Source organism: Streptomyces humi, assembly GCF_001005085.2.
GTDB lineage: Bacteria > Actinomycetota > Actinomycetes > Streptomycetales > Streptomycetaceae > Streptomyces > Streptomyces humi.
This window is the reverse complement of sequence record NZ_LBMU02000108.1, coordinates 36,707-58,808: the sequence shown is the minus strand read 5'-3', so window position 1 is coordinate 58,808 and position 22,102 is coordinate 36,707. Positions and strand designations below refer to the sequence as shown.

Genomic DNA, 22,102 nt, shown 5'->3' with positions numbered 1-22,102 from the left:
CGCCACCGAGGAGGAGCTCCGCGCCGCCGCCCAAGCCGCCCAGGCCGACCGCTTCATCGCCGAGCTGCCCGACGGCTACGACACCAAGGTCGGCGAGCAGGGCCTCACCCTCTCCGGCCGCAGCAGATCCGCAACGAAACGGAACCACCATGTCCCGCACCATCGCCTTCATCGGAAACGGCAACCTCGGCACAGCGATCGCCCGCCTCGCCGTCGACGCCGGCTACGACGTCGTCCTGAGCAATTCGCGCGGCCCCGAGACCCTGGCCGATGCCGTCACCGGGCTCGGCGACCGCGCCCGCGCCACCACCCCGGCCGAGGCCGCGCGGGCCGCCGGCCTCGTCGTGGTCTCCATGCCCTTCCACGCCCACGACAAGCTCCCGGCCGAGGCGCTGGCCGGCAAGATCGTCGTCGACGCGATGCACTACTTCCCCGACCGGGACGGCCGCATCGAGGAGCTGGAGGAGCGGCGGACCACCAGCAGCGAGCTGCTTCAGCGCCACCTGCCGGGCTCGCGCGTCGTCAAGACGCTCGTCAACATGGACTTCCTGCGGATGCACACCTCGGCCCGCCGCTCCGGCCACCCCGAGCGCAGCGCGCTGCCCCTCACCGGCGACGACCCCGCGGCCAAGGCGGAGGTCACGGGATTCCTGGACGCCATCGGCTACGACGCCGTCGACGTCGGCCGGCTCGCGGACAGCTGGCGGCACGAGGCCGGTACCCCCGTCAATGTCCTGCCCTACGTCGGTGAGCCGCCCGAAGGCATGAACCAGGAGCAGGCGCACGAGTGGCTCTTCACCGGACCGTCCGCCGTCGTCGGCGCCGGCCGCGTCGAGGAACTCACCGGCCAGGCCACCCGCACCGGCCGCGTCGGCCTCTACCTGGAGGACCTCTTCCCGGTCGGCAACTGACCCACCCTCACCCGCCGTCCACCCGGCGATGCGAGACGAAGCAGCGGATGGCCTCTCCACGCTCCGGCTGTTGCAGCATGCGGTGTACCAGCTGGTCAGCGATCCGCAGGTGCACGAGCTGACCGCGCGGGCGCGCGACGCCTACACCGAACGCAGCGCCTTGCTGCTCACCGAGCTGGCCGAGCGGGGCATCGGCCGTCCGGCCGGCCACCGGCCGGACGGGCTGAACGTCTGGGTGCCGCTGGGCACGCAGGCCCGTCCGGTCGCGGACGCGCTGGCCCGGCGCGGATGGGCGGTCCAGCCCGGCCACCTGTTCTCCGCCGGAGCCGGCACCGGGCAGGAGATCCGGGTCACCACCTCCACGCTCACCACCCAGCAGGCACGCGAGTTCGCCGACGACCTCGCCGCCGTCCTCCCCGCCTGACCGGACCCGCCCCGCACATGCCGTCAGGCGGCATCACCCACCGCAGCACACCGCTGCCACGAGCCACAGAAGCAGAGAGGCCGGCACAGCCATGCGCACACACATCGTCGTCCACGAGGCGTTCGAGGCCCCGGGGGCCTTCGAGGACCGGGCCGTCTCCCAAGGGCACGAACTCGGCTTCTCCCGCGTCCACGAGGGCGATGCGCTGCCCGCGTCCAGCCAGGACATCGACCTGCTGATCGTGTGGGCGGCCCCCAGCAGCCCAGCACCACCGTCGAGGAGTACGCGCACTTCGACGCCGCCGCGGAGAAGGCCCTCATCTCCTCCTGCATCGAGGCGGACAAGGCGGTCATCGGCGTCTGCCTGGGCGCCCAGCTCGTCGGCGAGTCGCTCGGTGCCGCCTGGGCACCCAGCCCGAACACGGAGATCGGCTCCTTCCCCGTCACACTCACCGACGCCGGCCGTGCGCACCCCTTCCTCGCCGGCTTCGGGGAGTCCTTCCACACCGGCCACTGGCACAACGACATGCCGGGCCTCACCGACGACGCGACCGTGCCGGCCACCAGCGCCGCCTGCCCCCGCCAGATCGTCGCCTACAGCCGCCACGTGTACGGCTTCCAGTGCCACATGGAGTTCACCCCGGACTGCGTCGAGGCCCTGATCGAGCACGACGAGAAGGAACTGGCCGCACTCGCCGACCGGCCCTTCGTCCAGCAGCCCGACCAGCTGCGCGCCAATGACCACACCGAGATGAACGCCAAGCTCATGACGTTCCTCGACCGGCTCGCCGCGGACCACACCGGCCGCTGAGCGCCGGTCCGCGAACGGCTGCGGAGCCGGATCGCAGGCGCACGACGTACCCGTGGCGCAGGCGCACGACGTACCCGTGGCGCAGGACGGCGACCGTCCACTCGGGGCCGAGCGGGATCCAGGGCCGGCCGGGAGGAGACGTTCCCGTCGGGCGTCCGCAGTTCCAGCCGGGAGTGGGTGTTTTCGAACTCCTGCCAGTCCTGACTGTTCATCGGGTGTCTCGTGCGGTTCCCGCTACCAGCGCATGCCGAGCTGGTCGAGATCGGCGCGGCGCTGAGGGCTGAGTTTCGCGGCCCTCTTGCGGACGTTGTCGAGCCAGGCCCCCAGCTTGTGCTCGACGCCGTCCACGATCTCCACGGCCTTGCGCGGCGCCTGCAAGTGGCCCTCGCGGGCGTGGAACTGGCGGGCGGCCGTCAGGTTCGCCGTCCAGCGGGCGTCCTGCGACCGGGGCGCACCCGCGACCGGCTCCCCCTCCGATGGAGGCTCGATCCCGACCGACTCCAGCAGCCACTGCTGCGCGGGCATCAGCTTGTCCCATCCGGCCCGCTGCCCGGCGATCCAGACACCCAGGTCCTCGCCCTGGACGATGAGTTCACCCGACCCGGCCGGGAGCGAGCCGCCGGCCTTCACCTGGGCGAGCACCAGCCGGTAGACACGCTGCCAGGAGATCTCCCACACCGGGGACCATCCGGGATCGATCTCGGCCAGCGCCGCCATACGGCTCTCGGGCAGCTCCCCGGTGTAAGGGATGCCCGTTTCCCCGCTGTCCCGCCGTCCGGCGTTCTCAGCCGCCTTCCGGGCCGCAGCACGCTGGTTCTTGACCCAGGTCCCGATGGGGAAGCCGTCCCACACCGCGCTGGTGGGCGGGAGCAGATGCCCGTGCGCCTCGGCGTAGGCGCGGGCGACGGCGAGCCCGGCCTCCCACGCGGACGCCTGCACCGACCACACCATGCCGAGCGCCTCCAGCTCGCGCACCCGCGCGGCTTCCAGCGTCCCGGCCGCGTAGTACCGACGCTGATCCGCCACCCACACCCCCAGCGGATGCCCGCCCGCCGCGCCCCAGCCCTCCGGGGACACGTACGTGTAGGGCACGCGCAGCTCGGCGTCGCCGCTCTCGCGCAGCCACCGCGCGGCCACCTCGATGCCGCGCCGCCAGTACGCCTTCTCGGGGTCGATGACCCGCAGCCGGACGAACTGGGCGAGTGCGGCGGGGTCGCGTTCCTCGCTGAACCTGAGCACCCCGGCCGCCGCCGCGCCGACCGGGATGACGTCCTCCTGGTCGGCGTCCTCGAGGTCGGCGTCCTGCTCCTGCTCGTGGTCCTGGTAGTCGCCGGGCTGGGGGCGGGCGTTGCGGATGCGGGGGTCGGCGAGGGCTTCGATGGTGTCCGCGTCGTGCGCCTGCAAGGCGCCCAGGATCTTGCTGAGGGTGCCGTACGCGTCCGAGGTGAGCAGTTCGTTCGCGTCCTCGTCCGCACCGAGGAACACCGGGACGATCAGCGTGGCCAGCTTCCCGACCCCGGGCCGCATCCGCAGCGCACGCCCGACCATCTGCACGATGTCCACCATCGAGCCCCGGGCATCGGCGAACAGAACGGCATCGCACTCCGCGGTGTCGACACCCTCGCCGAGGACCCGCACCGAGGAGAGCACCCGCAACTCGGCGCGCACGTCCGAGCCGCTCAGGAAGTCGGAGGCGAACTCCTCCAGCACGCTGTGGCGATGGGCGGGGGCATGCTCGCCGTACAGCCAGTCCGACCACACCCGTGCGGCCGGCGGGAAGGCCTCGGGGGCGTCCTCGGCGAGCCGGCCCGCCGTCACGGGCACGGCCGCCGCCATCGCCTCTGCCTCGCCGACCCGGCTGTGGAAGGACAGCACTCGCCGGAACCGCTCCTCCACCGCGGCCCGCATGAGCCCGGTCTGCACGGCCGCCAGCCGCGCCCCGCGTACCACGTCGGACCCGGTGGCCTCGGTGGTGAGGGCGGCGTGGAGGTCGGGGTCACGGATGTCCAGACACAGCACCTGGTACGGCGCCACCAAACCCAGCCGGATCGCCTCGGACAGCTTCAGTTTGTACGCGACCGGTCCGAACACGGGGGAGTCCTCGTCCATGGACGCCACCAGCCGAGGCCGGTCCCCATCGGCCTCCCACACCCGGGCGGTGGCGGTCATGTACAGCCGCCGCACGGCGGGAACCTGGGTCTGGTCGTGCACGGCCGCCCACGGCTTCAGCCCGTCACCACTCACCCGGTGCGCCTCGTCCACCACCATCAGGTCCCACACCCCGAGCCCGGCCGCATGAGCCCGCTGGAGCGTGCCCATGCCGACCGACGCGTAGGTCGCGAACACGGTGACCACCTCCGGCCCCGCCGTCCACGCGATCAGTTCGTCAGGGTCGGTCGTGCACGGCACACCCTGGCTGTCCGCGCCGCGCAGCGAGCAGACACCGATCATCGCGCCGCGCCGCCCGCCCGCCCGCCACGCGCCGGCCATCTGCAACAGCAGGTCCAGCGTCGGGACCAGGACCAGCACCCGCCGCGCGGACAGACGGTCGGCGGCCGCCACCCCGATCAGGGTCTTCCCGGACCCGGTCGCGGCGACGACCTGCGTACGCAGACCCTCGGGCGGGATGCCCTGACCGGGTCGCTCGGAGAGGTGGCGCAGCACCGCGTCGACGGCTTCGACTTGATGCGGGCGAAGAGCGACGGCCACGATGAAATCCTCCTGGTCTGTGAGCTCGGGTGACTGCTGCGCACGGGCGGCCGTGCGCGGACAAGTGGACGGCCGCCCCGCTGGGCTGAACAGGGCCGGGGCTAGGACGGCGGGCCGTCCGGGTCGCGCGGCTCACCGCGCTCGGGCCAGATCCGCAGGACGACGTCCTCATCGGCCGGTGCCGGGCCCGCTGACAGTGCGATGCCGGGCTGTCCGGCGGGGCGCCGGCCGCCGTCCCGGAGGATCGCGCGGGCGGACTCGATCAGGTGCCGGTCGGCGTCGGTCACGCCACGCGCCACGAGGCGGCGGGCGGCCGACAGGAACGCCTCGCTCATCCACCGCAGGACGTGCCGATCGAGCACGGTCAGGACGCCGACGTCGAGCCGGCGGGCCGGCAGGGTCTCGTCGTCTTCCCGCACCGCCCCCCGGCGCGGGCTGCCGCCGATGGGAAGGGCCGGCGGGTCCAGCTCGTCGGAGCCGAACTCCTGGCCTGCGAGCGTCCGGCAGACGGAGGCCGCCGCCATGACGTCGAGCACCGGGTTCCGTTCGGCGGGGCTCGGGCGGGAGGTGGCGTAGGTGCCGCTGCCCGGCGCGGTCCGGATGAGGCCGGCGGTCGCGAGCCTGGCCAGCGCCGCGGCGGCGGTGCCGGACGACACCCCGTAGGACTGTGCCAACCTGGCCTGGGACGGAAGCCGTTCCCCGTCGCGGATGGCCCCCTGGTGGATGGCGACGGCGAGGTCCCCGGCGATCAGGCCGGGGGAGTTCCCGGTGGATACGGTCATGGATCAAACCTAGCGCAGACCTGTCAAAAAAAATGACAGCCTGCCCGTCCCGTCCCGTCGCCAGCCGGACAGGACTCCGGCAACGCCCTCGGCAGCTCGAATACTTTCGGACAGGACCTATCCGGGTGGCCGGTTCGTGGTGCATGGTGTGCGAACGGGCACCGAGCCAATCCCCCAGGTGAGGGCCCTGATGGGCCCTGCCGTCCCACCTCGTGACGGCGAGGCCCGCCGCCCCTCCCGCCCTCCCCACGGGAGGGTCTGCGGCTGCCCGCGCACGACCCACCGACACGGCCTGAGGCTCGAACGACAGTCAGGACGGAGGGCTGTAGGCCCGCGGCCGGATCCGCCGTCACGAGTCCCTCCGCCGCCACCGCCATCACCCCCACCACGCGCGGTACTCCCTGCCGCTGCCGCCCACACCGCTGGACCCGCGCAGGGTGCGTGCCGCCCACAACGGCCCCACGCTTCGAGGCCCTTCAGCGGGTATCGGATACGCAGTTCTGCCTGGCAGTGCGTTCGGCTCGCCCGTCGGCGAAGCGCCGGGCTACAGCAGCCTCATTTCGCGACCGCGTGGCGCGAGCGCCCCACTCTTGATGCTCCTGGCCCTCACCACCACCCTCGCTCTCGGTGCCGCCGAGTACTCCAGCTGTAGATCGCGATCTTGCTGGTCGGGGCTGGTCCGCGAACAGGTGCGGCCACTGGTGATCATCGGTTGTTCGGCTCCACCGACCTGGCGGGCCTGCCCAGCGCCCTGTTCACCGCCGGCTCGGCGCTCGCCGCCGTCACCCCATCGGCCGCATCTCCCAGGCCCGGGGCCGCCGGCCCGGCCTCGCCGCGGGATACCTGACCGGCGCCGTCGGCAGCGCCGGTGTCATCGCCACCGATCCCGCCGCACCGCTCGACCTGCCCGCCTGGTGCCACATGACCGGACACGAGTACCTCGGGCGGCCCGTCTCGGGCACCGACCGACCGGCCGGTGTACGCGTTGCGGATCGCCGCCGACGCGTGCCCCACCCGCTCGGACGCGCCATGGCGGCGGGCCGAACCTCCGGGTGGACGGGGGAGTTGTCGGCAGTAAACCCCTTCGCGTTCACCGTGAACTACCACGACGACATGACCGACCTGGAAATGAGTTCTCGGCACCAGTGCGCCCCCGCAGCAGGAGCGCTGGTGCGCGCCGCGTCCACGCCTCGGCCCCCATGGGTGTGGACGCAGGCGGGACGCAATGATCCTCGACCCCGAGTGCGCCTACTCTGCTACCGGCTCAGGGCGCCAGGTGCCGTCGAGTGGGATGCCGGCGGCGGCTGCGATCCGGGTACGGGAATCGAGAAGTCGGGCCCGCAGCGCCTTCAGGTCGACGTCCATGAGGGTGCCGCCGCGTTTGACCACGCGTCCGGTGACGAGGACGGTGTCGACCAGGCCGGGGTGGCCGGCGCTGACGATGGTGGCGGCCGGGTCGGTGACCGGGAAGACGGTCAGGTCGTCGGCGCGTAGCAGGATGATGTCGGCGTCCTTGCCGGGGGTGATGCTGCCCGTCCGGGCGTCGAGTCCGCATGAGGCGGCGGCGTCGATGGTGCTGAAGGCGAGCAGGTCGCGGGAGCGCAGGCCACCGTCGAGGCCGCGTTGCACGGCGAAGGCGGTGCGCATGGCGGAGAACATGTCGCCGCCGGCGGAGGGGACGTCGTCGATGGACAGCGTCGGGCGCAGGCCGGCAGCCAGCGCGCGGCCGGTCATGGGGAGTCCGAAGCCCATCTTCAGCTCGACGTCAGGGCTGATCGACAGGGAGCTGCCCGCGTCGGCGAGCATCCGCAGCTCGTCGTCGCTGAGCCCGTTGCCGTGTACGAAGGCGGTGGTGTCCCGCAGCAGGCCGTGCTCGCGCAGGTCGGCGACAGCCCCGGCTGTGATGTCGACGTGCAGACTGGTGCGCAGGCCGAGTTCGGCGGCCAGTTTCAGCTCGTGGGTGACGGTGTCCATGCTGGTGGCCTCGGGGCCGCGCAGCCCCCACGCCATGGTGACCGGGCCGTCCCCGGTCAAGGTGGCGCGGACGCGGCGGATGGCGCTGTCGACGGGGTCGGTGGTGCCCCAGCCGGCGCCGAGGCAGAAAATCGACCGGCCGGGCGCGTCGCGCAGCGCGGCGACGGCGGCGTCCTCGTGCTCGGGGGTCTGCGCGACGTGGTACCAGTCCAGCATCGTGGTCACGCCGGAGTGCAGTGCCTCCAGGCGGCCGAGGAGGGTGCCCGCGTAGACGTCCTCGGGCCGGTAGTGGGGTTTGACGGTGCCATGCATGGCCACCGCCCACTCCGCGAACGTCCAGTCCGCGCCGACTCCTCGGAACGCGGTCTGCCAGGTGTGGCGGTGGTTGTCGACGAAGCCGGGCATGACGATCCGGTCGGTCGCGTCGATCACCTCGGCGTCCGGCGCGTCGATCTGTGCGGCGACCTCGACGATCACGCCGTCCTCGATGAGCACGTCACCGCGGGCGAGATCGCCGACAGCCGGGTCCATGCTGACCACGGCGCCGCCAGTGAGCAGGGTTTTCATCGGATGCACTCCTTCACGGACTTTTTCGGATGGGGCGAGACCGTGGTGTGACGGCGGCCGGCGCAGATGGACGCCGTTCAAGTGGTCATTGCTTTCTGCCGCAGGTAACCGACGGGGGAGAGCGCCAGGGCCGGGCCGCCGGTGAAGTACAGCTGCACACGGGTGTCGCCCTCGCGGGCCATGAGGGCCAGGACCCACATCTTCAGCCGCCGGCAGCTGAGCAGGACCGCGATGAAGCCGAAGGTGGAGGAGGCGATCACCGCGCGCCGCGGAACTCCGCCGGAGACCTTGCCGAGAGCTTTCGGGCTCTGTCCGCGGGCGGTCAGGGAGCAGGCCATGTGGGAGGAGCCGTAGATATTGGCGTTCATCGCGGACAGCAGGGCGACGAGCACGATGGCGTTCATGAGCCGGCCGGCGGCGGGGATGTCGAGGTGGTGGAGGACCGCCACGCAGGGGCCGCTGGTGGTGACGGCGGGGTCGCTCCACGGGATCAGCGTGACGATGACCAGCATGGACCCGACGTAGAACACGCCGATCCGCCACATCGCGGTGCGCACGGCCTCGGCGACGCCGCGGACCCAGGTCCCGATCGCCCGTTCGGCGTGCACCGAGAACGATCCGGAGGCCGGATCGGCTGCCGACATCTCGCCGAGCATGCGCATCACCAGCATGACGAGCACGCCGGACAGGGCGTAGGCGAGGACGATCGACGGTCCGGCGGCCGCGATGCCGGCGCCGGAGCCGACGAACAGACCCACGCCCATGACCCCGCCGAGGGCGATCATCGACAGGTGGCGCTGCTTGAGCCCCCGCGCGAGCGGGGCGCCGCCGCCGGGTGCGTCACCTCGGATTCGTGGGCGAACGCAGCGTCGGGGAGGCCGAAGGTTTTGCAGGTGGGACATGAGCATGCACCTCTTCGTTGAGCCGCTGGACTCGCAAGGGCCGGTTGCGGCCTGACCCGCACCGGTCACGAGTGGAGGCACGGGCGGGTGGCGTCGACGCAGCACGCGGTCGGCGCACTGGCAGTGGTTCAGGCGCTGCATTGGTAGTGGTTCAGGCGCTCGCCGCCGTGGCGTTTACGGCGTCGGCGGCGGCCAGCGCGTCGGCCACCAGGTCGGCGGTGTCCTCGGTGCCCGCGGCCAGCCGGACGAGGCCCAGCGGAACCGACTCGGCAATCTGGTCCTCGCTGAGCATGCCGCGCCACATGGACGCCGGGTGCACGGCCAGGGATTCCACGCCGCCGAGGCTGGCCGAGCGCAGGGAGTAGCGCAGCTTGCCGAGGAACGCGTCGGCCGTCCCGAAGCCGCCGGTGAACTCGATGCCGAGCACTCCGCCGAAGCCGCTCATCTGACTGGCTGCCAGCTTGTGCTGCGGGTGGGACGGCAGGCCGGGGTAGTGCACACTCGCCACGGCGGGATGCCCGCTGAGTGCCTCGGCGAGGGCCAGGCCGTTGGCGTTGTGCCGTGGCACGCGCAGGGGCAGGGTGCGAATGCCGCGCAGCAGCAGCCAGGCGTCGATGGGGCCGAGGGTGGCGCCGGTGAGCAGGCCGACGTCCCAGATCCGGTTCAGGAGTTCGGCGGGTCCCGCGATCACGCCGGCGGAGACGTCGGAGTGGCCGTTGAGGTACTTGGTCGCGCTGTGCCAGACGAGGTCGATGCCGAGGTCCGCGGGCCGCTGGTTGAGCGGGGTGGCGAAGGTGTTGTCCGCCATGGTCAGCACGTCGTGCGCGCGGGCCAGGTCGGCGACGGCGCGCAGGTCGGTGATTTGCAGCAACGGGTTGCTCGGCGTCTCCACCAGGATCAGGCGGGTCTGGGGGGTCAGCGCCTTCGCGAACGCTTCCGGGTCGGTCTGGTCGACCTGGGTGGTGGACACGCCGAGGCGCGGGAGCAGGTTCATCAGCACCGAGCCGGTGCCGCCGTAGGTGGACCTCTGCCCGATGACATGGTCACCGGCGGAGACCGTGGCGAGGACGGCGGTGGTGAGCGCTGCCATCCCGGACGCGGTGACGATGGCCGACTCGGTGTCCTCCAGCTCCGCGACGACGGCCGCTACCTGCGCGTGGTTGGGGTTGCCGAAACGGGTGTAGAAGTCCTTGCCGCGCGGTTCGACGGCGCCGCGCGCGAACGTCTCGCCGTTCTCGGCCCAGAACGTCGCCGTCTGGTAGATGGGCGGCGCCACCGCGCGAGTGGGATGGATACCGCGATCGGCGTGGACGGCAGTGGTGCTCTTGCCCGGCATGGCCTGCCCTTCCATGGATATCGGTCACGACCCCATGAAGCGTGACTGACCATCTCTCGAATATGGATGGGGCATGGCAATTTTGGCAGCAAATTGCGCTGAACGAAGGTGCATGATTGTGGTACCGAGCTGCGGGGCGCAATAATCTGCCGCTATGGATGAGGTGGATAGGTTGATCCTGGCTGAGCTCGAAAAGAACGGCCGGATCAGCAACAACGAGCTGGCCGCCCGGGTCGGGCTGTCGCCGTCACCCTGCCTGCGCAGGGTGCGCCAGCTGGAGGAAGCCGGGGTCATCCGCGGCTACCGGGCGCTGATCGACCCCGCCGCGGTGGGCCGCAGCCTGCGGGTGTTCGCCGGGGTGCGCTTGATGCGGCACACCCGGGCCGACGTGGTCGCGTTCGAGCGCGGGATCACGCAGCTTCCCGAGGTGGTCGCCTGTCACCACATCACCGGCAACTTCGACTACCTGCTCCAGGTCGAGGTCGCCGACCTGCCCGCCTACGAGGACTTCCACGCCAACCAGCTGGCCGCCCTGCCCGCCGTGGCCACGGTGACCAGCTACGTCACCATGAAGACGCTCTCCCCCGACATCACGTGACGGCCTCGTCCCGGCGCCGGAGGGCTGGCGCACGGACCACTGGGTGTCTGTGCTCCGGCACCTGCGCTGGAGCGCAGAAGTGAGTTACCCGGTGGTGGCGGCTTCAGATGGTGATGCTGCCGCGGATGCAGACGGTGGCGGCGCCGCTGACCCGGACCGTGCCGTCGGGATCGGCGGCGATCTCGATGCTGGCGGCCCGCCCAAGACGCGCGCCCTGGGAGACACGGTAGGCGGAGGGCGCTGCGCCGGTGGCGGTGAGCCACTGGCCGACGCCGGCGTTCATGCTGCCGCACGCGGGGTCCTCGGGGACACCGGCGCGGGGGGCGAAGGTGCGCATCTCGAAGTGGTGCTCGGATCCCTCGGGGTGGGCCCCGATCGCCCCGACCATCGCGGTCGGGATGAGGGACAGGTCGGGTTCGAGGTCGAGGACCTCCTTGGCGGTGGCCAGCTGGATCACAGCCCAGCCGGGCCCGTTGTCCACCCACTGGTGGGCCAGGACCCGCTCCCGCGTGATGCCGAACGCGGCCACGATCCGTTCCAGGTAGGCGTCGTCGAGTGCGCCGTCGCGGACCCGCGGCGGGGCGGTGAAGGACAGCGTGTCCTCGCCGCGTCGCACGGTGACCAGGCCGGCGGCGCACTCCTGCACGATGTGATCGGCGTGCCGCGGGCTGCCGCCGCCGTCCAACCAGGCGCGCGCGGACCCGAGGGTGGGGTGCCCGGCGAACGGCAGTTCGCCCTGGGGTGTGAAGATCCGCAGCCGGTAGTCCGCCTCCGGCGTCGTCGGGGGCAGGACGAACGTGGTCTCCGACAGGTTCGTCCAGCGCGCCAGGCCCTGCATGTCCTCGTCCGTCAGATCCGTCCCGTCCAGGACGACCGCGACCGGGTTGCCGCGATACGGGGTCGTGGAGAACACGTCGACCTGCACGAACGAGCGAGTACGCGGCATAGTCATCGGCGGCCTTTCGAACAGCGGCGGAAGCGGACCTGTGTCCGCCCGCCCGACTGCGGGAGCAGGTCCATCCCAGCGGGGCCCGCGCGGACAGGACAGGGCCAGTCACCAAAGAGTGGACCGAACGGCCGGGACCGGAGGGCGGCGTACAGCGCTCGTACCGCCCTGAGCTCTGCGGCTTGACCGGATTGGCAGTACGGGCACCGGGGCGCCCCCTCCGTTCCCGTGCCAGGTGGAAGGGGCGGGCACCACCGGCAGTTACTGCGCGTCGGAAGCTGCGACCAGAAGGCCGCCGACGAAGGTGTGAGTGGGGGTGAGGTCGCGAAGGGCGCCGCTAGGGCAGTGGGCGGGATCCTGGTCCCAGACGGTGAGGTCGGCGAGGCGGCCGGGGGTGAGGGCGCCGCGCAGACCCTCCTCACCGTTCAGACGCGCGGCGTTGCGGGTGTGCAGTGTGACCGCTTCGTCGTAACTGATCGCGTGCTCGGGGCCCTTGACGCCGATGACGGTCTGCCGCGTCGTCATGCCCCACACCGAGCGCATCGCACCGAACTGGCCGACCGGGAAGTCGGATCCCGCGCTGACCTGGGCGCCCAGGTCGATCCAGCCGCGGGCCGGGAAGAGGCGGGCGACACGTTCCGGGCCCCAGAAGGTCTCCTCGACCTCGGCGGTGTCGTGCAGCAGCGGCTGCTGGATGGTGACGGGGATGCCGAGGGCGACGGCGCGGGCGCGCTGTTCGGGGCCGGCGAGGCCGCCGTGCTCCATGACCAGGGTGCCGGCGGGCAGGCCGGGGTTGCGCTCAAGGACGCGTTCGTAGACGTCGAGGAGGGTGCGGACCGCGCGGTCGCCGTAGGCGTGGGTGCCGACCCGCCAGCCGCGCCGGACCACCGCCTCGACCGCCTCGACCATCGCGTCCGGTTCCCAGATCAGCATGCCGGAGAAGGAGTGGTCGCAGGCGTACGGCTCCTCGGTGGCCCCGGCCTCCAGGCCGCCGTCGAGGCCGAACTTCACCCCCCAGACCGACAGCCACGGGTCGGATTCGTCACGCCACTGTTCCATGGTGTCGAGCAGGTCCTCGACCTGGGCCGCGCTGGTCATGCCGAGTGCCGAGATCAGTGCCCGTACCCGGGTGTGGAGGGCGCCCTCCTTGCTGGCGGCCAGGTACACGGCGTAGTCCTCGGGGGTCACCGCGCAGTCCCGGACGGTGCCGATGCCGGTGGCGGCGTACTCGCGGGAGGCCAGGCGAAGCCCCTCGATGCGCTGGTCCCGGTCGGGGGCCGGGACGAGGTGTTCCACAAGGTGCAGGGCGTTGTCGACGAGACGGCCGTCCAGCTTGCCGTCGGCGTCCCGGCCGATGGTGCCGCCGGGCGGTACCGGGGTGTCCTCGGTGATGCCGGCCAGGCGCAGCGCGTAGTGGTTGACGACGTCGTTGTGGCCGCCGCGCTTGACCAGGACGGGGTGCCTGTCGGTGGCCGTGTTGAGTTCGGCCGCGGTGGGCATGCGGCGCTCGGCGAGGTTGAGTTCCTGCCAGTTGGTGGTGGTACGGATCCACTCGCCCTCAGGGGTGACGGCGGCACGCTGCCGGATCAGGTCCAGGAACTCGGGGATGGTACGGGCCTGGTGGACGGGTACGTCCTGGGCGCCGAGCCCGGCGAAGACGAGGTGGGTGTGGGTGTCGTCGAAGGCGGGCAGTACGGTGGCGCCGGGCAGGTCGTGGACCTCGGTGCCCGCGCCCACCAGGTGGTCCAGGCCGTGCGGGTCGGCGGACACGGCCATGATCCGGTCGCCGCGCACGGCCAGCGCCCGCTGCGTGTCCTGACCGGGTACCAGGGTGTGCACTGCGCCGGCACGGATCAGCAGGTCGGCTGGGCGGTCGGTCATCGTCTTCTCCCTCTGTTCGCAGCGGTTTGGACGGTCTCGCTGACAAGACAGTTGTACGAACTGATCCGCGATTCGCCGTCATGCTCGGTTCTGTAGAGCAGAGAACACGTCACATGCCAGGCCGATAGTGCAGATCGTGCGCCAGACGCCAGACGCCAGACGCCAGACGCCAGACGGATGGACGCGTGGCGCAGCCGCTTGGCTGTGCCGCAGCGTGCCTCCTGACGCGGCCCCTCATCGCCGCGGCCCGGGGAAGACCACGCGGAGGGTCTGGACCCGCCGGTTCCGGCGGAGCATGAGCCAGGCGAGGGTCGGCGGGCAGGGGTCGGTGCCGCCGACGGGGTTGATGACGTCCATTTCCCAGATGGTGACGGTACGGCTGGCCACCACATGGCGCAGATGCTGGGTCACGCCCTTCTCGCGGTTCCTTCGCATGGCCGGGATGGGATGGCAGCGTTCGCCCGGCGTGCTCAGGACTCCGACCAGTTCGGTCTCCGCCGGCCACAGCTCCAGGATCTCCCTGGGCTGACGGCCGCGCCGGGCGCCCTCCAGCGTGGCCTCGGCCTCCTGCCGGCTGTCCTCGGTGAGCCGGGAGGCGTCGTCGTGCACGTGTGTGGCGGTGTCGAGCAAGACCTGGGCGAGCTTGGCCCGGGCCTGGTTGAGTCGGCTGCGCACCGTACCGACCGGGATCTCGCAGGCGTAGGCGATCTCCTGGTAGGAGGTGATGCCGCTGAAGTGGCGCAGCATCAGCACCAACCGCAGCGGCTCGGGCAGTTGCTCCAGCGCGTCCCAGATCCAGTCGCGCATCGCGTGCTGGTCAAGGATCCGCTCCGTATGTGAGAGGCGCGGGGGATACGACGGCCCGACCAGGTGCGCGTGCACGTGGTCGAGACCGTCGAGGCCAGGTGTCTCCCGGCCGGCACGCAGTCGCATGCGGGAGCTGTTGCGGACGATCGCCCGGAGCCAGGCGCCCACGGCTGCGGGGTCGCGTACGTCGCTGATGCGACGCAGCGCGGTCAGCGCGGCGTCCTGCACCGCGTCCTCGGCGTCGGGGCCGTAGCCCAGCAGGCTCAGCGCCACCGCACGCATCGGCGCCTGGTGCCGGGCGAGCAGCAGACCGAGCGCCGCGGTCTCACCGGCCTGGGCCCTGCGGGTGAGTTCCTCGTCCGTGGGCGGGTCGATGGCTGTCATGGTGGGTGAACGCCTCCGTGGCGACGGGGTTCGCGCCAGCAGACTTCGGTCATTGCCGACCGAACCTTCTGGGCGTGCCTGTGATGCATCATGCTCCGGTCAGGGCAGCTCCGGCAGCCAGCTGCCGTGGAAACCGGCCGGGACGGGGTACGGCAGTTCGACCGTCGCCTGGAGGGCGAGCTCCCGGGCGTCGAGGACGAGCAGCTCGCCCGCCTGGCCGTGGTCGTCTGAGACCAGGGACAGCAGCCAGCCGTCGTCCTCGCCGGTGCCGTCGGCCGCCGGGACGAAGACCGCCTCGCCGGCATGGCGACTGCCGGGTGCGTTGTACAGATGCCGGGCGCCGGACTTGAGGTCGTGCTTGGCGATGCCGTCGCCGGAGACCGTGTACAGGTAGCGGTGAGGGTGCCCGGTCATGGCCTCGTTGTGGGTGGGGAACTCGGCTTCGTGATCGTCGAGTTGGGACTGGGTGACGCAGCCGGCAGCCGGGTCCAGGGTCCAGCGGTGCAGGACGGGAAGAACCACGCCCGTTTCGTGCAGCGTGGCCGGGCCGCCGGGCCCGGTGAGGCCGCCGAGGCCGGACCAGGCGTTGCGGAAGCCCGCGGGGCCGTGGCGTACCGCGTCCAGCACGATCCGGCCGTGGGTGTCCTCGTAGGCATTGCCCACGTGGAAGACGTAGCAGTCATCGATGTCGTACCACCGCACGTCCGTGCTGCCCGGCGTGCGGGACATGATCCCGATCCGGGCGCCGTACCCGTCGTCCCACCGGTAGGGCATGCCGCCGGGTCGGGCTCGGGCGGGGTCGAAGACGACGGGGAGGTCCAGCCACACGATGTGGTGCTCGGTGACGGCGAAGTCGTGCATCATCGTCGGCCCCGGCACCTCGACCGGCCGGCTGTCGAGCAGTTCGCCCTGCGCGGTGACCCGGTGATAGGTGAGGTACGGCGCGGCGAACCCGGTGCCGAACAGGTGCAGTTCGCCCGTGACCGGGTCCTGCTTGGGACGCGCGGTCATCGCCGTCCGCAGCCGCCCACCGAAGTCGTAGGGCCCGACGGTCTCCAGCTCGTCGGTGACCCAGTAGGGCAGGCCCACCTCACACAGGGCCAGGATCATGCCGGCGTGCCGGATCACGTGCGTGTTGGTGGGCGTGGCTGCCAGGTCGAGGGTGAGATTTCGGCGGATGAAAGGGTGCCCCGCCAGCTCCCGGGTGTGCACCCACCGATTGCGATACCACTCGGCGTGTCCGCCGCGCAGCCGGATGCCGTGCAGCATGCCGGAGCCGGTGAACCAGTGCCCGGGAACTTCCCCGGGCAGCGGGTTGGGGCCGTTGCGCAGATAGCGGCCGTCCAGTTCGGGCGGCAGCGAACCCCGCACCGTGAGACCGGCGGCCTCGCGCTCCTCCGGGACCGGCGCGAAGCGGCCCCGGAGGTGGCCAGGAAGGGATGTTCCTTCGGTCATGCCTGAGTTCCGGGCGATGCGGCCTTCTTGACCAGGGCGGCTACCTCGGCGGGCTTGGACACGTACACGGCGTGGCTGCCGCTCGTCTTGGTCACCGTCGCCCCGGCCCTTTCCGCCATGGCGTGCTGGGCCGGCGGCGGGATCATGCGGTCCTCGGTGGCGATCAGGTAGAAGCTCGGCCTGGTGCGCCAGGCTGGGTGGGTGACGGTTCCGCCCAGCGCTTCCACGCCCCAGGGGACCTGGGAGTCCGCCAGGAACCGGGCCTCGCCGGCGGGAAGGTCGGCGGCGAAGGAAGCGGCGAACTTCTCGCGGTCCAGGAAGAGATACCCGTCGCGGGGCGGCAGGATCGGCGGCACGGGCGCGCCGGGCGGCGGATCGGCGATCAGGGTGTTGACGGACTCGTCCCTGTCCGGCGCGAACGCCGTGACGTACACGAGCGCGCTCACCTTCTCGTGGTTGCCCGCCTCGGAGATCACCGCGCCGCCGTAGGAGTGGCCGACCAGTACGGTCGGGCCGTCCTGGGCGTCCAGGACCATCTTGGTGGCGGCGACATCGCCGTCCAGGGAGAGCGTCGGGTTCTGAACGACGGTGACGGCGTAGCCGTCGGCGGTCAGCAGGTCGTAGACCCCCTTCCAACCCGAACCGTCGACGAACCCGCCGTGGACCAGGACGACGTTCCTTGCTTCAGCACTCATGACCACGTACTCCTCTTGGACGGACGGCTGTTGCTTGGGCGGACTACTGCGGGACGGCCGTGGCCGGCACCTGGGCGGCCACCAGACGGGCTTGGGCGCGGGCGGGATAGACCTTCGTGAAGACGGCGGGGCCGACCAGGCCGACGACGTGGGCCGCGACGCCTACCCAGGCCGGGGCGTTGACCGCGCCCGCGACGAGCAGGCTGACACCGATGAACGTGAAGCCAGTGCCCCACGCGCTGGTGATGTGGTTGTTGACCCGGACGAACTCCGGCATGTCCCAGAACTCGCGTGGCGTCTGGCGCTTGGCGATGCCCAGCGTGAAGGGGCGGCGGATCGCCAGCGTCCCCCAGGCCGTGACGGCCAGCCAGGCGAAGGAGAGGACGTCGGTGTGGTGCGACAGGGACGCGTTCGGCTGCGCGACGGCCACGGCACCGACCACCATGAAGTACACGATGGTGCTGGCCTCCAGGATCAGCGCGTCGAGGTCGACCCCACGGCGGCGGTCCTGGAGCAGGAGCAGCAGCCCCGAGGCGAAGCCGCAGACCGCACCCCAGCGCCAGTCGACGAAGCCCGACACGAAGCCGGCGACGATCCAGGGGATGAATCCACGAAAATAACCCATTGGCCTTCCTTGTTGAGCGGGAACGAAGGTGTTTGACGCGGACTAGATGCAAGGCGGTCGAGGAAGTTCGACTCTCGACATGTGATGCCAGTCACGCTGGCTGACCGGGTTCCTCTCACGGCGACAACGCGATGGCCGGTGCCCTGCGGGTGCGGGACACCGGCCATCGCGTGGGCCTAAGTGGACGGCGGCAGTGTTGATTGGTCTTGACGTGCAGGGTCTCCCAGTGCCTCGCGGTACCCGGCATCACGACGAAGACGAGGAGCGCGATGGATGCCAGGGTGAACGGGAGCGGGCGCACCCACTGGTGGTGACCAACAGGGTGAGGAACTCGGCCCAGTGCGGCACGGTCGGATTGCGGAATATGCGCTTCCGGCCGTCTCTCCTCTCAGCCGAAGTGACGGATGCGGGCCGCGGTCGCCGGAGCGTAGGGCAGCCAGTCGCTGGTCGTTCCGGTGGTGACGAACCCCGCGACGGCGGCCGCGAATTCGTGGCCCAGGGCCGCGCGCTGCCTGTCGTTCACCCCGGCGAGGACGGGACTGCCGGAAGAAGCGTCGAAGGTGTTGAAGAGGAAGGGCAGTTCGGCGCAGTGGGTGGCGCCCAGGGCGTACGGGTCCTCGGCGGGGGCGTGGTCGAACTGGTAGACGTAGGTGGTGTTGCCGCCGGCCGCGTGGTGGTCGGCGATCTCCAGCGAGCCGTCCCGGAAGAGACCGTCGGTCTGCACGGCGGTGAAGATCTGCGCCGGTGCCGCGTGTTCGGCGAGGCGGGCGGCGTGGCGCTGGTAGACGTCCTGGGCGGCCTGCCGGCCGACCTGGGCGGTGAGGACGTCCAGGGCCCCGGTGGCGGTGAGGTCCTGGATGCGGGGATCGAAGGCGAAGAAGGCCGTCGCCTCGTCGCGGGTGGTGCCGATCAGCAGCTGCTTGCCCTCCAGCGCGCCGGCTGCGAGCGCCTGTTGCCGGGTGCGGGGCATGCCGGGGGCGCCGAGGACCGGATACATCGGCGGGGCCGCGTTGCCCGGAGTCGCGAGCTGGACGGAGAGCCGCCCGTAGGCGTCCAGCAGCCGCTCGGCCGACAGGGCGCGCAAGGCCTTCGCGATGTCGGTGCCGGCCGGGATGCCCAACAGGCGCAGGTAGCTGGCGGCGTTCTCGGCGGCCTGGTGCGCGTCCTGTGGTGCCAGGCCGAAGGGGCCGCTCTGGAGCAGCACCCGGGTGACGGACTCGTTCGTCGCGGGATCGAGGGCCAGCATCAGGGACGAGTAGGCCCCGGCAGACTGCCCGCCCACGGTGACGGTGCGCGCATCTCCGCCGAAGGAGGCGATGTTGCCCTGGACCCAGCGCAGCACGGCGGCCTGGTCCTGCGGTCCGACGTTGGCCGCACCGATCTCCGGGAGGTAGAGGTAACCCAACGGCCCCACCCGGTAGTTGGCGGTGACGACCACGATGTCACCCAGTGCGGCGAGACGGGCGCCGTCGTACCAGTCCCAGCCGCCGGAGCCGCTGGTGAAGCCGCCCCCGTGCCACCACACCAGAACCGGGCGGACCTCACCGTCCGCCACCGCCCGGCGCGGAGCGAAGACGTTGACGGTCAGGCTGCCGTCCTCGTCCCAGTCCGGCACGCGCACCCCCTGCACCTTCTCCAGCCGGGAGGCCGCCTGCGGCACGGACGGTCCGGCCGTCGCCGCATCCCGCACGTCCGTCCAGCCCGGGTGCGGCCGCGGCGGCGCGAAGCGCAGCTCGCCCACCGGCGACGCGGCGTACGGGATGCCCCGGAAGGAAACCGCCTCGCCCTCCACGATTCCCCTGACCTTGCCACGGTCGGTGTCCACGACCATCTGCTCGACACCGGTCATCGGGCTCACCTGCTCTCTCTCGTCCCGGTTGCTCCGAGACATTTCTAAGCGAACGTAAGTATCTGAGCCATAAATATCCAATCGGATCACGGAAACAAGACATAAGATCTCTGTTCATGGAGAAAACACGCCAGGAGTTGGACTCTACGGACAGTCGGATCGCGGCCGCGTTGCTGGCCGCCCCACGCGCTTCCTGGCGCACGGTCGGCCGCGTCCTGGGCATCTCGGAGCGCACCGTGGTACGCCGTGCGGCACCGCTGTACGGCGACGGGACCCTGCGGGCCACGGCCGTCCGCAACCCCGTGCACTTCCCCGACCTGATCCCGCTGGCCCTGCGCATCCGCTGCAAGCCCAACCGGATCAGCGCCATCGCCGCCACCCTCGCCCGACGCCCCGACACCATCTGGGTCGACGTCCTCGGCGGCGGGGACGAGATCTGCACCATCCTCTTCCTGGACGGCCCCGACGCACGCAACAACCTGCTGCTGCGCGACCTCCCCGCGACCCCCGCCGTGCAGTCCTGGACCTCACACGTCCTGCTCCGGGTCTTCCCGGCAGCCTTCGACTGGAGCGGCGGCTTGCTGACGGAACCCGAACTGACCGCTCTACGGCCGGACATGGCCACCGCAGCCGACCGGCCGCCCCTCCAGCCCGTTGACCACCAACTGATCACCGCACTGATCGAAGACGGGCGCGCCTCCTACACCGACCTCGCCCACCGCGCCGACACCACCCCCCTCACCGCCCGCCGCCGCCTGGAGGCCCTGGTCGCCGGCCAGATCCTGCGGCTCGCGACCGAGGTCGACCTCGCCCGGCTGGGCATCCGCACCGAGGCACTCCTGTGGATCGCCGTCGCTCCCGGCGGCCTGGAGGAAACCGGCCGGCAGCTCAGCCGCCACCCTCAGGTCCGCTTCGCCTCCGCCGTCACCGGCCCCGGGAACCTCCTCGTCGCCGTCGCGGCAGCCGACCTCAACGCCCTCTACCACTTCATCAGCGACACCATCGGCCCCCTCACCCACGTCACCAGCCTCGACGTCACCCCCATCCTGACCGGCGTCAAAAGGACCGGGCTCGTCCGGCCGGGCAGCCTCTGAGCCGAACACAAGCGGTCTCCGGTATCACCGTCGCCAGGCGACGACGCGTGACCCACCAGCCTTTGCGGTCAACCGGCGAGCCCGCCTCACGGTCTGGCTGCCGGCGCTGACGCCATCGGCGGTAACAGCCCTCGGCGCAGGGCCTTGCAAGCCCAGCAAGCCGTGGACAACGGACAAGCCCCAACCCTGATCTGGGATTTGAGTGTCGACTCCACGGTCTGTCGCGCACATCGGCACGCGGCCGGGGCCCGCTAGCAGGGCGACTTGCAGAAGAACCACCGGGCGGCATCCTCACCGAGCCCCATGATCACGGGCTGGGACGGTCACGCGGCGGATTCACCACCAAGCTGCACCTGGCCGTCGAACAAGTTCAGAAGCCCATGGCGATCGTGGTGACGACAGGACAGCGCGGGGACTCACCGCAGTTCGAACTCGTGCTGGAGAAGGTCCGCGGGCCCCGCATCGGGCCGGGTCGGTCCCGCGTCCGCCCCGACCGCGTGGTGGCCGACAAAGGCGTACGCTTCCCGCGGAAACCGCGCCTACCCGCGCCGACGCGGGATCCGCTGCATCATCCCTGACAAGGCCGGCCAAGCGCGCAACCGCCAGAAGCTCGGTTCCCGCGGCGGCCGGCCGCCGTACTTCGCCCCAGCCGACTACCGCGAGCGCCATGCAGTCGGAGTGCGGATCAACCGTCTCAAGGGACATCGCGCCGTCGCCACCCGGTACGACGACCTCGCCGTCCGCCACGAAGCTACTGTGCTGGTCGCGGCGATCAACGAATGGATATGAGTAGCTCCGGCGTACCCATGATCGATAGCTTCACCGGCTATGAAGCAGCGCAAGCAGAAGAAGCTCTCCCACCACCTCTTCGAAGCAGTGCTGGCAAGCGACGCCATGCGCACGAAGGCTCTGTTGCGCAGTGGAGCAGGTCCGGAGAGACGGAACAGTGACGGCACTACTCCGCTGTACCTGGCTTCGGTGCAGGGCGAGGTCGAGATAGCTCGTCTGCTCATGGAGGCCGGAGCCTCTCCCGACACCGAAAGCAGCGGCCTCGGCTCGGAGGGCACACCACTGTGCGCAGCCGCCTGCTGGGGGCACACCAAAACCATCCGGCAGTTGCTGGCACATGGTGCCGATCCCAACCTTCGCGAAGACCACGGCACAGGCAGATCCCCGCTGGACTGGGCGAACAACGGACCTCACCCGGACACTGCCGAGATCCTCCGGGCAGCGGGGGCGCAACCAACCCTGCACCCCGCTTCGTAGCCGACGCTACCTCAACGCTCCCGAAACGTTGGGACGCACGGATGTGGATGCGGAGACTGGCCCTGCTCGCCTCGACCGTTACGGCGC

At 71.2% G+C, this 22,102-nt stretch carries 19 protein-coding genes and 1 pseudogene; 8 read left to right on the top strand and 12 right to left on the bottom strand.

Features of this window, described 5'->3' with window-relative positions:
- Positions 1–149 precede the first annotated feature (149 nt).
- From AAW13_RS39770 to AAW13_RS39760, 3 genes are all read left to right on the top strand, one after another.
- On the top strand, positions 150–911 hold the full coding sequence (locus AAW13_RS39770; protein ID WP_046730765.1) for an NADPH-dependent F420 reductase: 762 nt from the start codon (positions 150–152) through the stop codon (positions 909–911).
- Between the two features lie 70 nt (positions 912–981).
- Entirely contained in the window at positions 982–1,335 is a 354-nt protein-coding gene (locus AAW13_RS39765) for a transcriptional regulator domain-containing protein (RefSeq protein WP_143145081.1), read from the top strand.
- A 243-nt stretch (positions 1,336–1,578) separates the two neighbouring features.
- Positions 1,579–2,145: a glutamine amidotransferase-related protein gene (locus AAW13_RS39760; protein ID WP_206306362.1), complete on the top strand. Its 567-nt coding sequence runs from the start codon at positions 1,579–1,581 to the stop codon at positions 2,143–2,145.
- 234 nt (positions 2,146–2,379) lie between these two features.
- Here the strand turns inward: AAW13_RS39760 and AAW13_RS39755 are convergent, their stop codons facing one another.
- Both AAW13_RS39755 and AAW13_RS39750 read right to left on the bottom strand, forming a co-directional pair.
- Positions 2,380–4,854, bottom strand: coding sequence for a Helicase associated domain protein (locus tag AAW13_RS39755; RefSeq protein WP_046730763.1), 2,475 nt, complete (start codon positions 4,852–4,854; stop codon positions 2,380–2,382).
- Positions 4,855–4,955: 101 nt separating this feature from the next.
- Positions 4,956–5,636, bottom strand: a complete 681-nt coding sequence (locus tag AAW13_RS39750) for a GntR family transcriptional regulator (protein WP_052768607.1) — start codon at positions 5,634–5,636, stop codon at positions 4,956–4,958.
- Between the two features lie 661 nt (positions 5,637–6,297).
- Between AAW13_RS39750 and AAW13_RS47240 the strand changes: the two are divergent.
- Positions 6,298–6,545: pseudogene (locus AAW13_RS47240) on the top strand (MFS transporter); the annotation flags it as partial.
- A gap of 339 nt (positions 6,546–6,884) precedes the next feature.
- Here AAW13_RS47240 and AAW13_RS39740 read toward each other — a convergent pair.
- The 3 genes from AAW13_RS39740 to AAW13_RS39730 all read right to left on the bottom strand — a co-directional run bounded on the left by AAW13_RS39740 (position 6,885) and on the right by AAW13_RS39730 (position 10,415).
- A complete protein-coding gene (locus AAW13_RS39740; RefSeq protein ID WP_046730762.1) occupies positions 6,885–8,177 on the bottom strand; it encodes an amidohydrolase family protein in 1,293 nt (430 codons plus the stop codon).
- A 77-nt stretch (positions 8,178–8,254) separates the two neighbouring features.
- The gene (locus tag AAW13_RS39735; protein WP_079179151.1) at positions 8,255–9,079 is read right to left on the bottom strand and encodes an amino acid permease; all 825 of its coding nucleotides are present in this window, start codon (positions 9,077–9,079) and stop codon (positions 8,255–8,257) included.
- Positions 9,080–9,230: 151 nt separating this feature from the next.
- The gene (locus AAW13_RS39730) at positions 9,231–10,415 is read right to left on the bottom strand and encodes a trans-sulfuration enzyme family protein (protein ID WP_046730761.1); all 1,185 of its coding nucleotides are present in this window, start codon (positions 10,413–10,415) and stop codon (positions 9,231–9,233) included.
- A gap of 154 nt (positions 10,416–10,569) precedes the next feature.
- Here AAW13_RS39730 and AAW13_RS39725 point away from each other — a divergent pair, with 154 nt between their 5' ends.
- Positions 10,570–11,013: an Lrp/AsnC family transcriptional regulator gene (locus AAW13_RS39725; protein WP_046730760.1), complete on the top strand. Its 444-nt coding sequence runs from the start codon at positions 10,570–10,572 to the stop codon at positions 11,011–11,013.
- A gap of 103 nt (positions 11,014–11,116) precedes the next feature.
- Here AAW13_RS39725 and AAW13_RS39720 read toward each other — a convergent pair whose 3' ends face one another.
- The 7 genes from AAW13_RS39720 to AAW13_RS39690 form a co-directional block, all read right to left on the bottom strand.
- Positions 11,117–11,938 (bottom strand): PhzF family phenazine biosynthesis protein, encoded by an 822-nt coding sequence (locus AAW13_RS39720; protein ID WP_240528872.1) that lies wholly within the window; start codon positions 11,936–11,938, stop codon positions 11,117–11,119.
- A gap of 282 nt (positions 11,939–12,220) precedes the next feature.
- Positions 12,221–13,840 (bottom strand): amidohydrolase, encoded by a 1,620-nt coding sequence (locus AAW13_RS39715; RefSeq protein WP_046730758.1) that lies wholly within the window; start codon positions 13,838–13,840, stop codon positions 12,221–12,223.
- A gap of 234 nt (positions 13,841–14,074) precedes the next feature.
- A complete protein-coding gene (locus AAW13_RS39710) occupies positions 14,075–15,031 on the bottom strand; it encodes an RNA polymerase sigma factor (RefSeq protein WP_046730757.1) in 957 nt (318 codons plus the stop codon).
- A 99-nt stretch (positions 15,032–15,130) separates the two neighbouring features.
- Entirely contained in the window at positions 15,131–16,486 is a 1,356-nt protein-coding gene (locus AAW13_RS39705; protein WP_046730756.1) for a carotenoid oxygenase family protein, read from the bottom strand.
- Entirely contained in the window at positions 16,483–17,181 is a 699-nt protein-coding gene (locus tag AAW13_RS39700) for an alpha/beta hydrolase (RefSeq protein ID WP_046730755.1), read from the bottom strand. The genes AAW13_RS39705 and AAW13_RS39700 overlap by 4 nt, the downstream gene beginning before the upstream one ends.
- A 43-nt stretch (positions 17,182–17,224) precedes the next feature.
- Positions 17,225–17,806, bottom strand: coding sequence for a hypothetical protein (locus AAW13_RS39695; RefSeq protein ID WP_046730754.1), 582 nt, complete (start codon positions 17,804–17,806; stop codon positions 17,225–17,227).
- A gap of 388 nt (positions 17,807–18,194) precedes the next feature.
- On the bottom strand, positions 18,195–19,655 hold the full coding sequence (locus tag AAW13_RS39690; protein ID WP_046730753.1) for a carboxylesterase/lipase family protein: 1,461 nt from the start codon (positions 19,653–19,655) through the stop codon (positions 18,195–18,197).
- Between the two features lie 116 nt (positions 19,656–19,771).
- Here AAW13_RS39690 and AAW13_RS39685 point away from each other — a divergent pair, with 116 nt between their 5' ends.
- The 3 genes from AAW13_RS39685 (at position 19,772) to AAW13_RS39670 (ending at position 22,015) form a co-directional block, all read left to right on the top strand.
- On the top strand, positions 19,772–20,749 hold the full coding sequence (locus AAW13_RS39685) for an Lrp/AsnC family transcriptional regulator (protein ID WP_046730752.1): 978 nt from the start codon (positions 19,772–19,774) through the stop codon (positions 20,747–20,749).
- A 191-nt stretch (positions 20,750–20,940) separates the two neighbouring features.
- Positions 20,941–21,327: a transposase gene (locus tag AAW13_RS47710; protein WP_338059081.1), complete on the top strand. Its 387-nt coding sequence runs from the start codon at positions 20,941–20,943 to the stop codon at positions 21,325–21,327.
- Positions 21,328–21,577: 250 nt separating this feature from the next.
- A complete protein-coding gene (locus AAW13_RS39670; RefSeq protein ID WP_071659839.1) occupies positions 21,578–22,015 on the top strand; it encodes an ankyrin repeat domain-containing protein in 438 nt (145 codons plus the stop codon).
- The last annotated feature ends 87 nt before the right edge of the window (positions 22,016–22,102 follow it).

Excerpts from the sequence above, each read along its gene's own strand:
- AAW13_RS39770 (WP_046730765.1), top strand. The coding sequence starts at position 150 with ATGTCCCGCACCATCGCCTTCATCGGAAACGGCAACCTCGGCACAGCG.
- AAW13_RS39750 (WP_052768607.1), bottom strand. The coding sequence starts at position 5,636 with ATGACCGTATCCACCGGGAACTCCCCCGGCCTGATCGCCGGGGACCTC.
- AAW13_RS39740 (WP_046730762.1), bottom strand. The coding sequence starts at position 8,177 with ATGAAAACCCTGCTCACTGGCGGCGCCGTGGTCAGCATGGACCCGGCT.
- AAW13_RS39735 (WP_079179151.1), bottom strand. The coding sequence starts at position 9,079 with ATGTCCCACCTGCAAAACCTTCGGCCTCCCCGACGCTGCGTTCGCCCA.
- AAW13_RS39730 (WP_046730761.1), bottom strand. The coding sequence starts at position 10,415 with ATGCCGGGCAAGAGCACCACTGCCGTCCACGCCGATCGCGGTATCCAT.
- AAW13_RS39725 (WP_046730760.1), top strand. The coding sequence starts at position 10,570 with ATGGATGAGGTGGATAGGTTGATCCTGGCTGAGCTCGAAAAGAACGGC.
- AAW13_RS39715 (WP_046730758.1), bottom strand. The coding sequence starts at position 13,840 with ATGACCGACCGCCCAGCCGACCTGCTGATCCGTGCCGGCGCAGTGCAC.
- AAW13_RS39710 (WP_046730757.1), bottom strand. The coding sequence starts at position 15,031 with ATGACAGCCATCGACCCGCCCACGGACGAGGAACTCACCCGCAGGGCC.
- AAW13_RS39705 (WP_046730756.1), bottom strand. The coding sequence starts at position 16,486 with ATGACCGAAGGAACATCCCTTCCTGGCCACCTCCGGGGCCGCTTCGCG.
- AAW13_RS39700 (WP_046730755.1), bottom strand. The coding sequence starts at position 17,181 with ATGAGTGCTGAAGCAAGGAACGTCGTCCTGGTCCACGGCGGGTTCGTC.
- AAW13_RS39695 (WP_046730754.1), bottom strand. The coding sequence starts at position 17,806 with ATGGGTTATTTTCGTGGATTCATCCCCTGGATCGTCGCCGGCTTCGTG.
- AAW13_RS39690 (WP_046730753.1), bottom strand. The coding sequence starts at position 19,655 with ATGACCGGTGTCGAGCAGATGGTCGTGGACACCGACCGTGGCAAGGTC.
- AAW13_RS39685 (WP_046730752.1), top strand. The coding sequence starts at position 19,772 with ATGGAGAAAACACGCCAGGAGTTGGACTCTACGGACAGTCGGATCGCG.
- AAW13_RS39670 (WP_071659839.1), top strand. The coding sequence starts at position 21,578 with ATGAAGCAGCGCAAGCAGAAGAAGCTCTCCCACCACCTCTTCGAAGCA.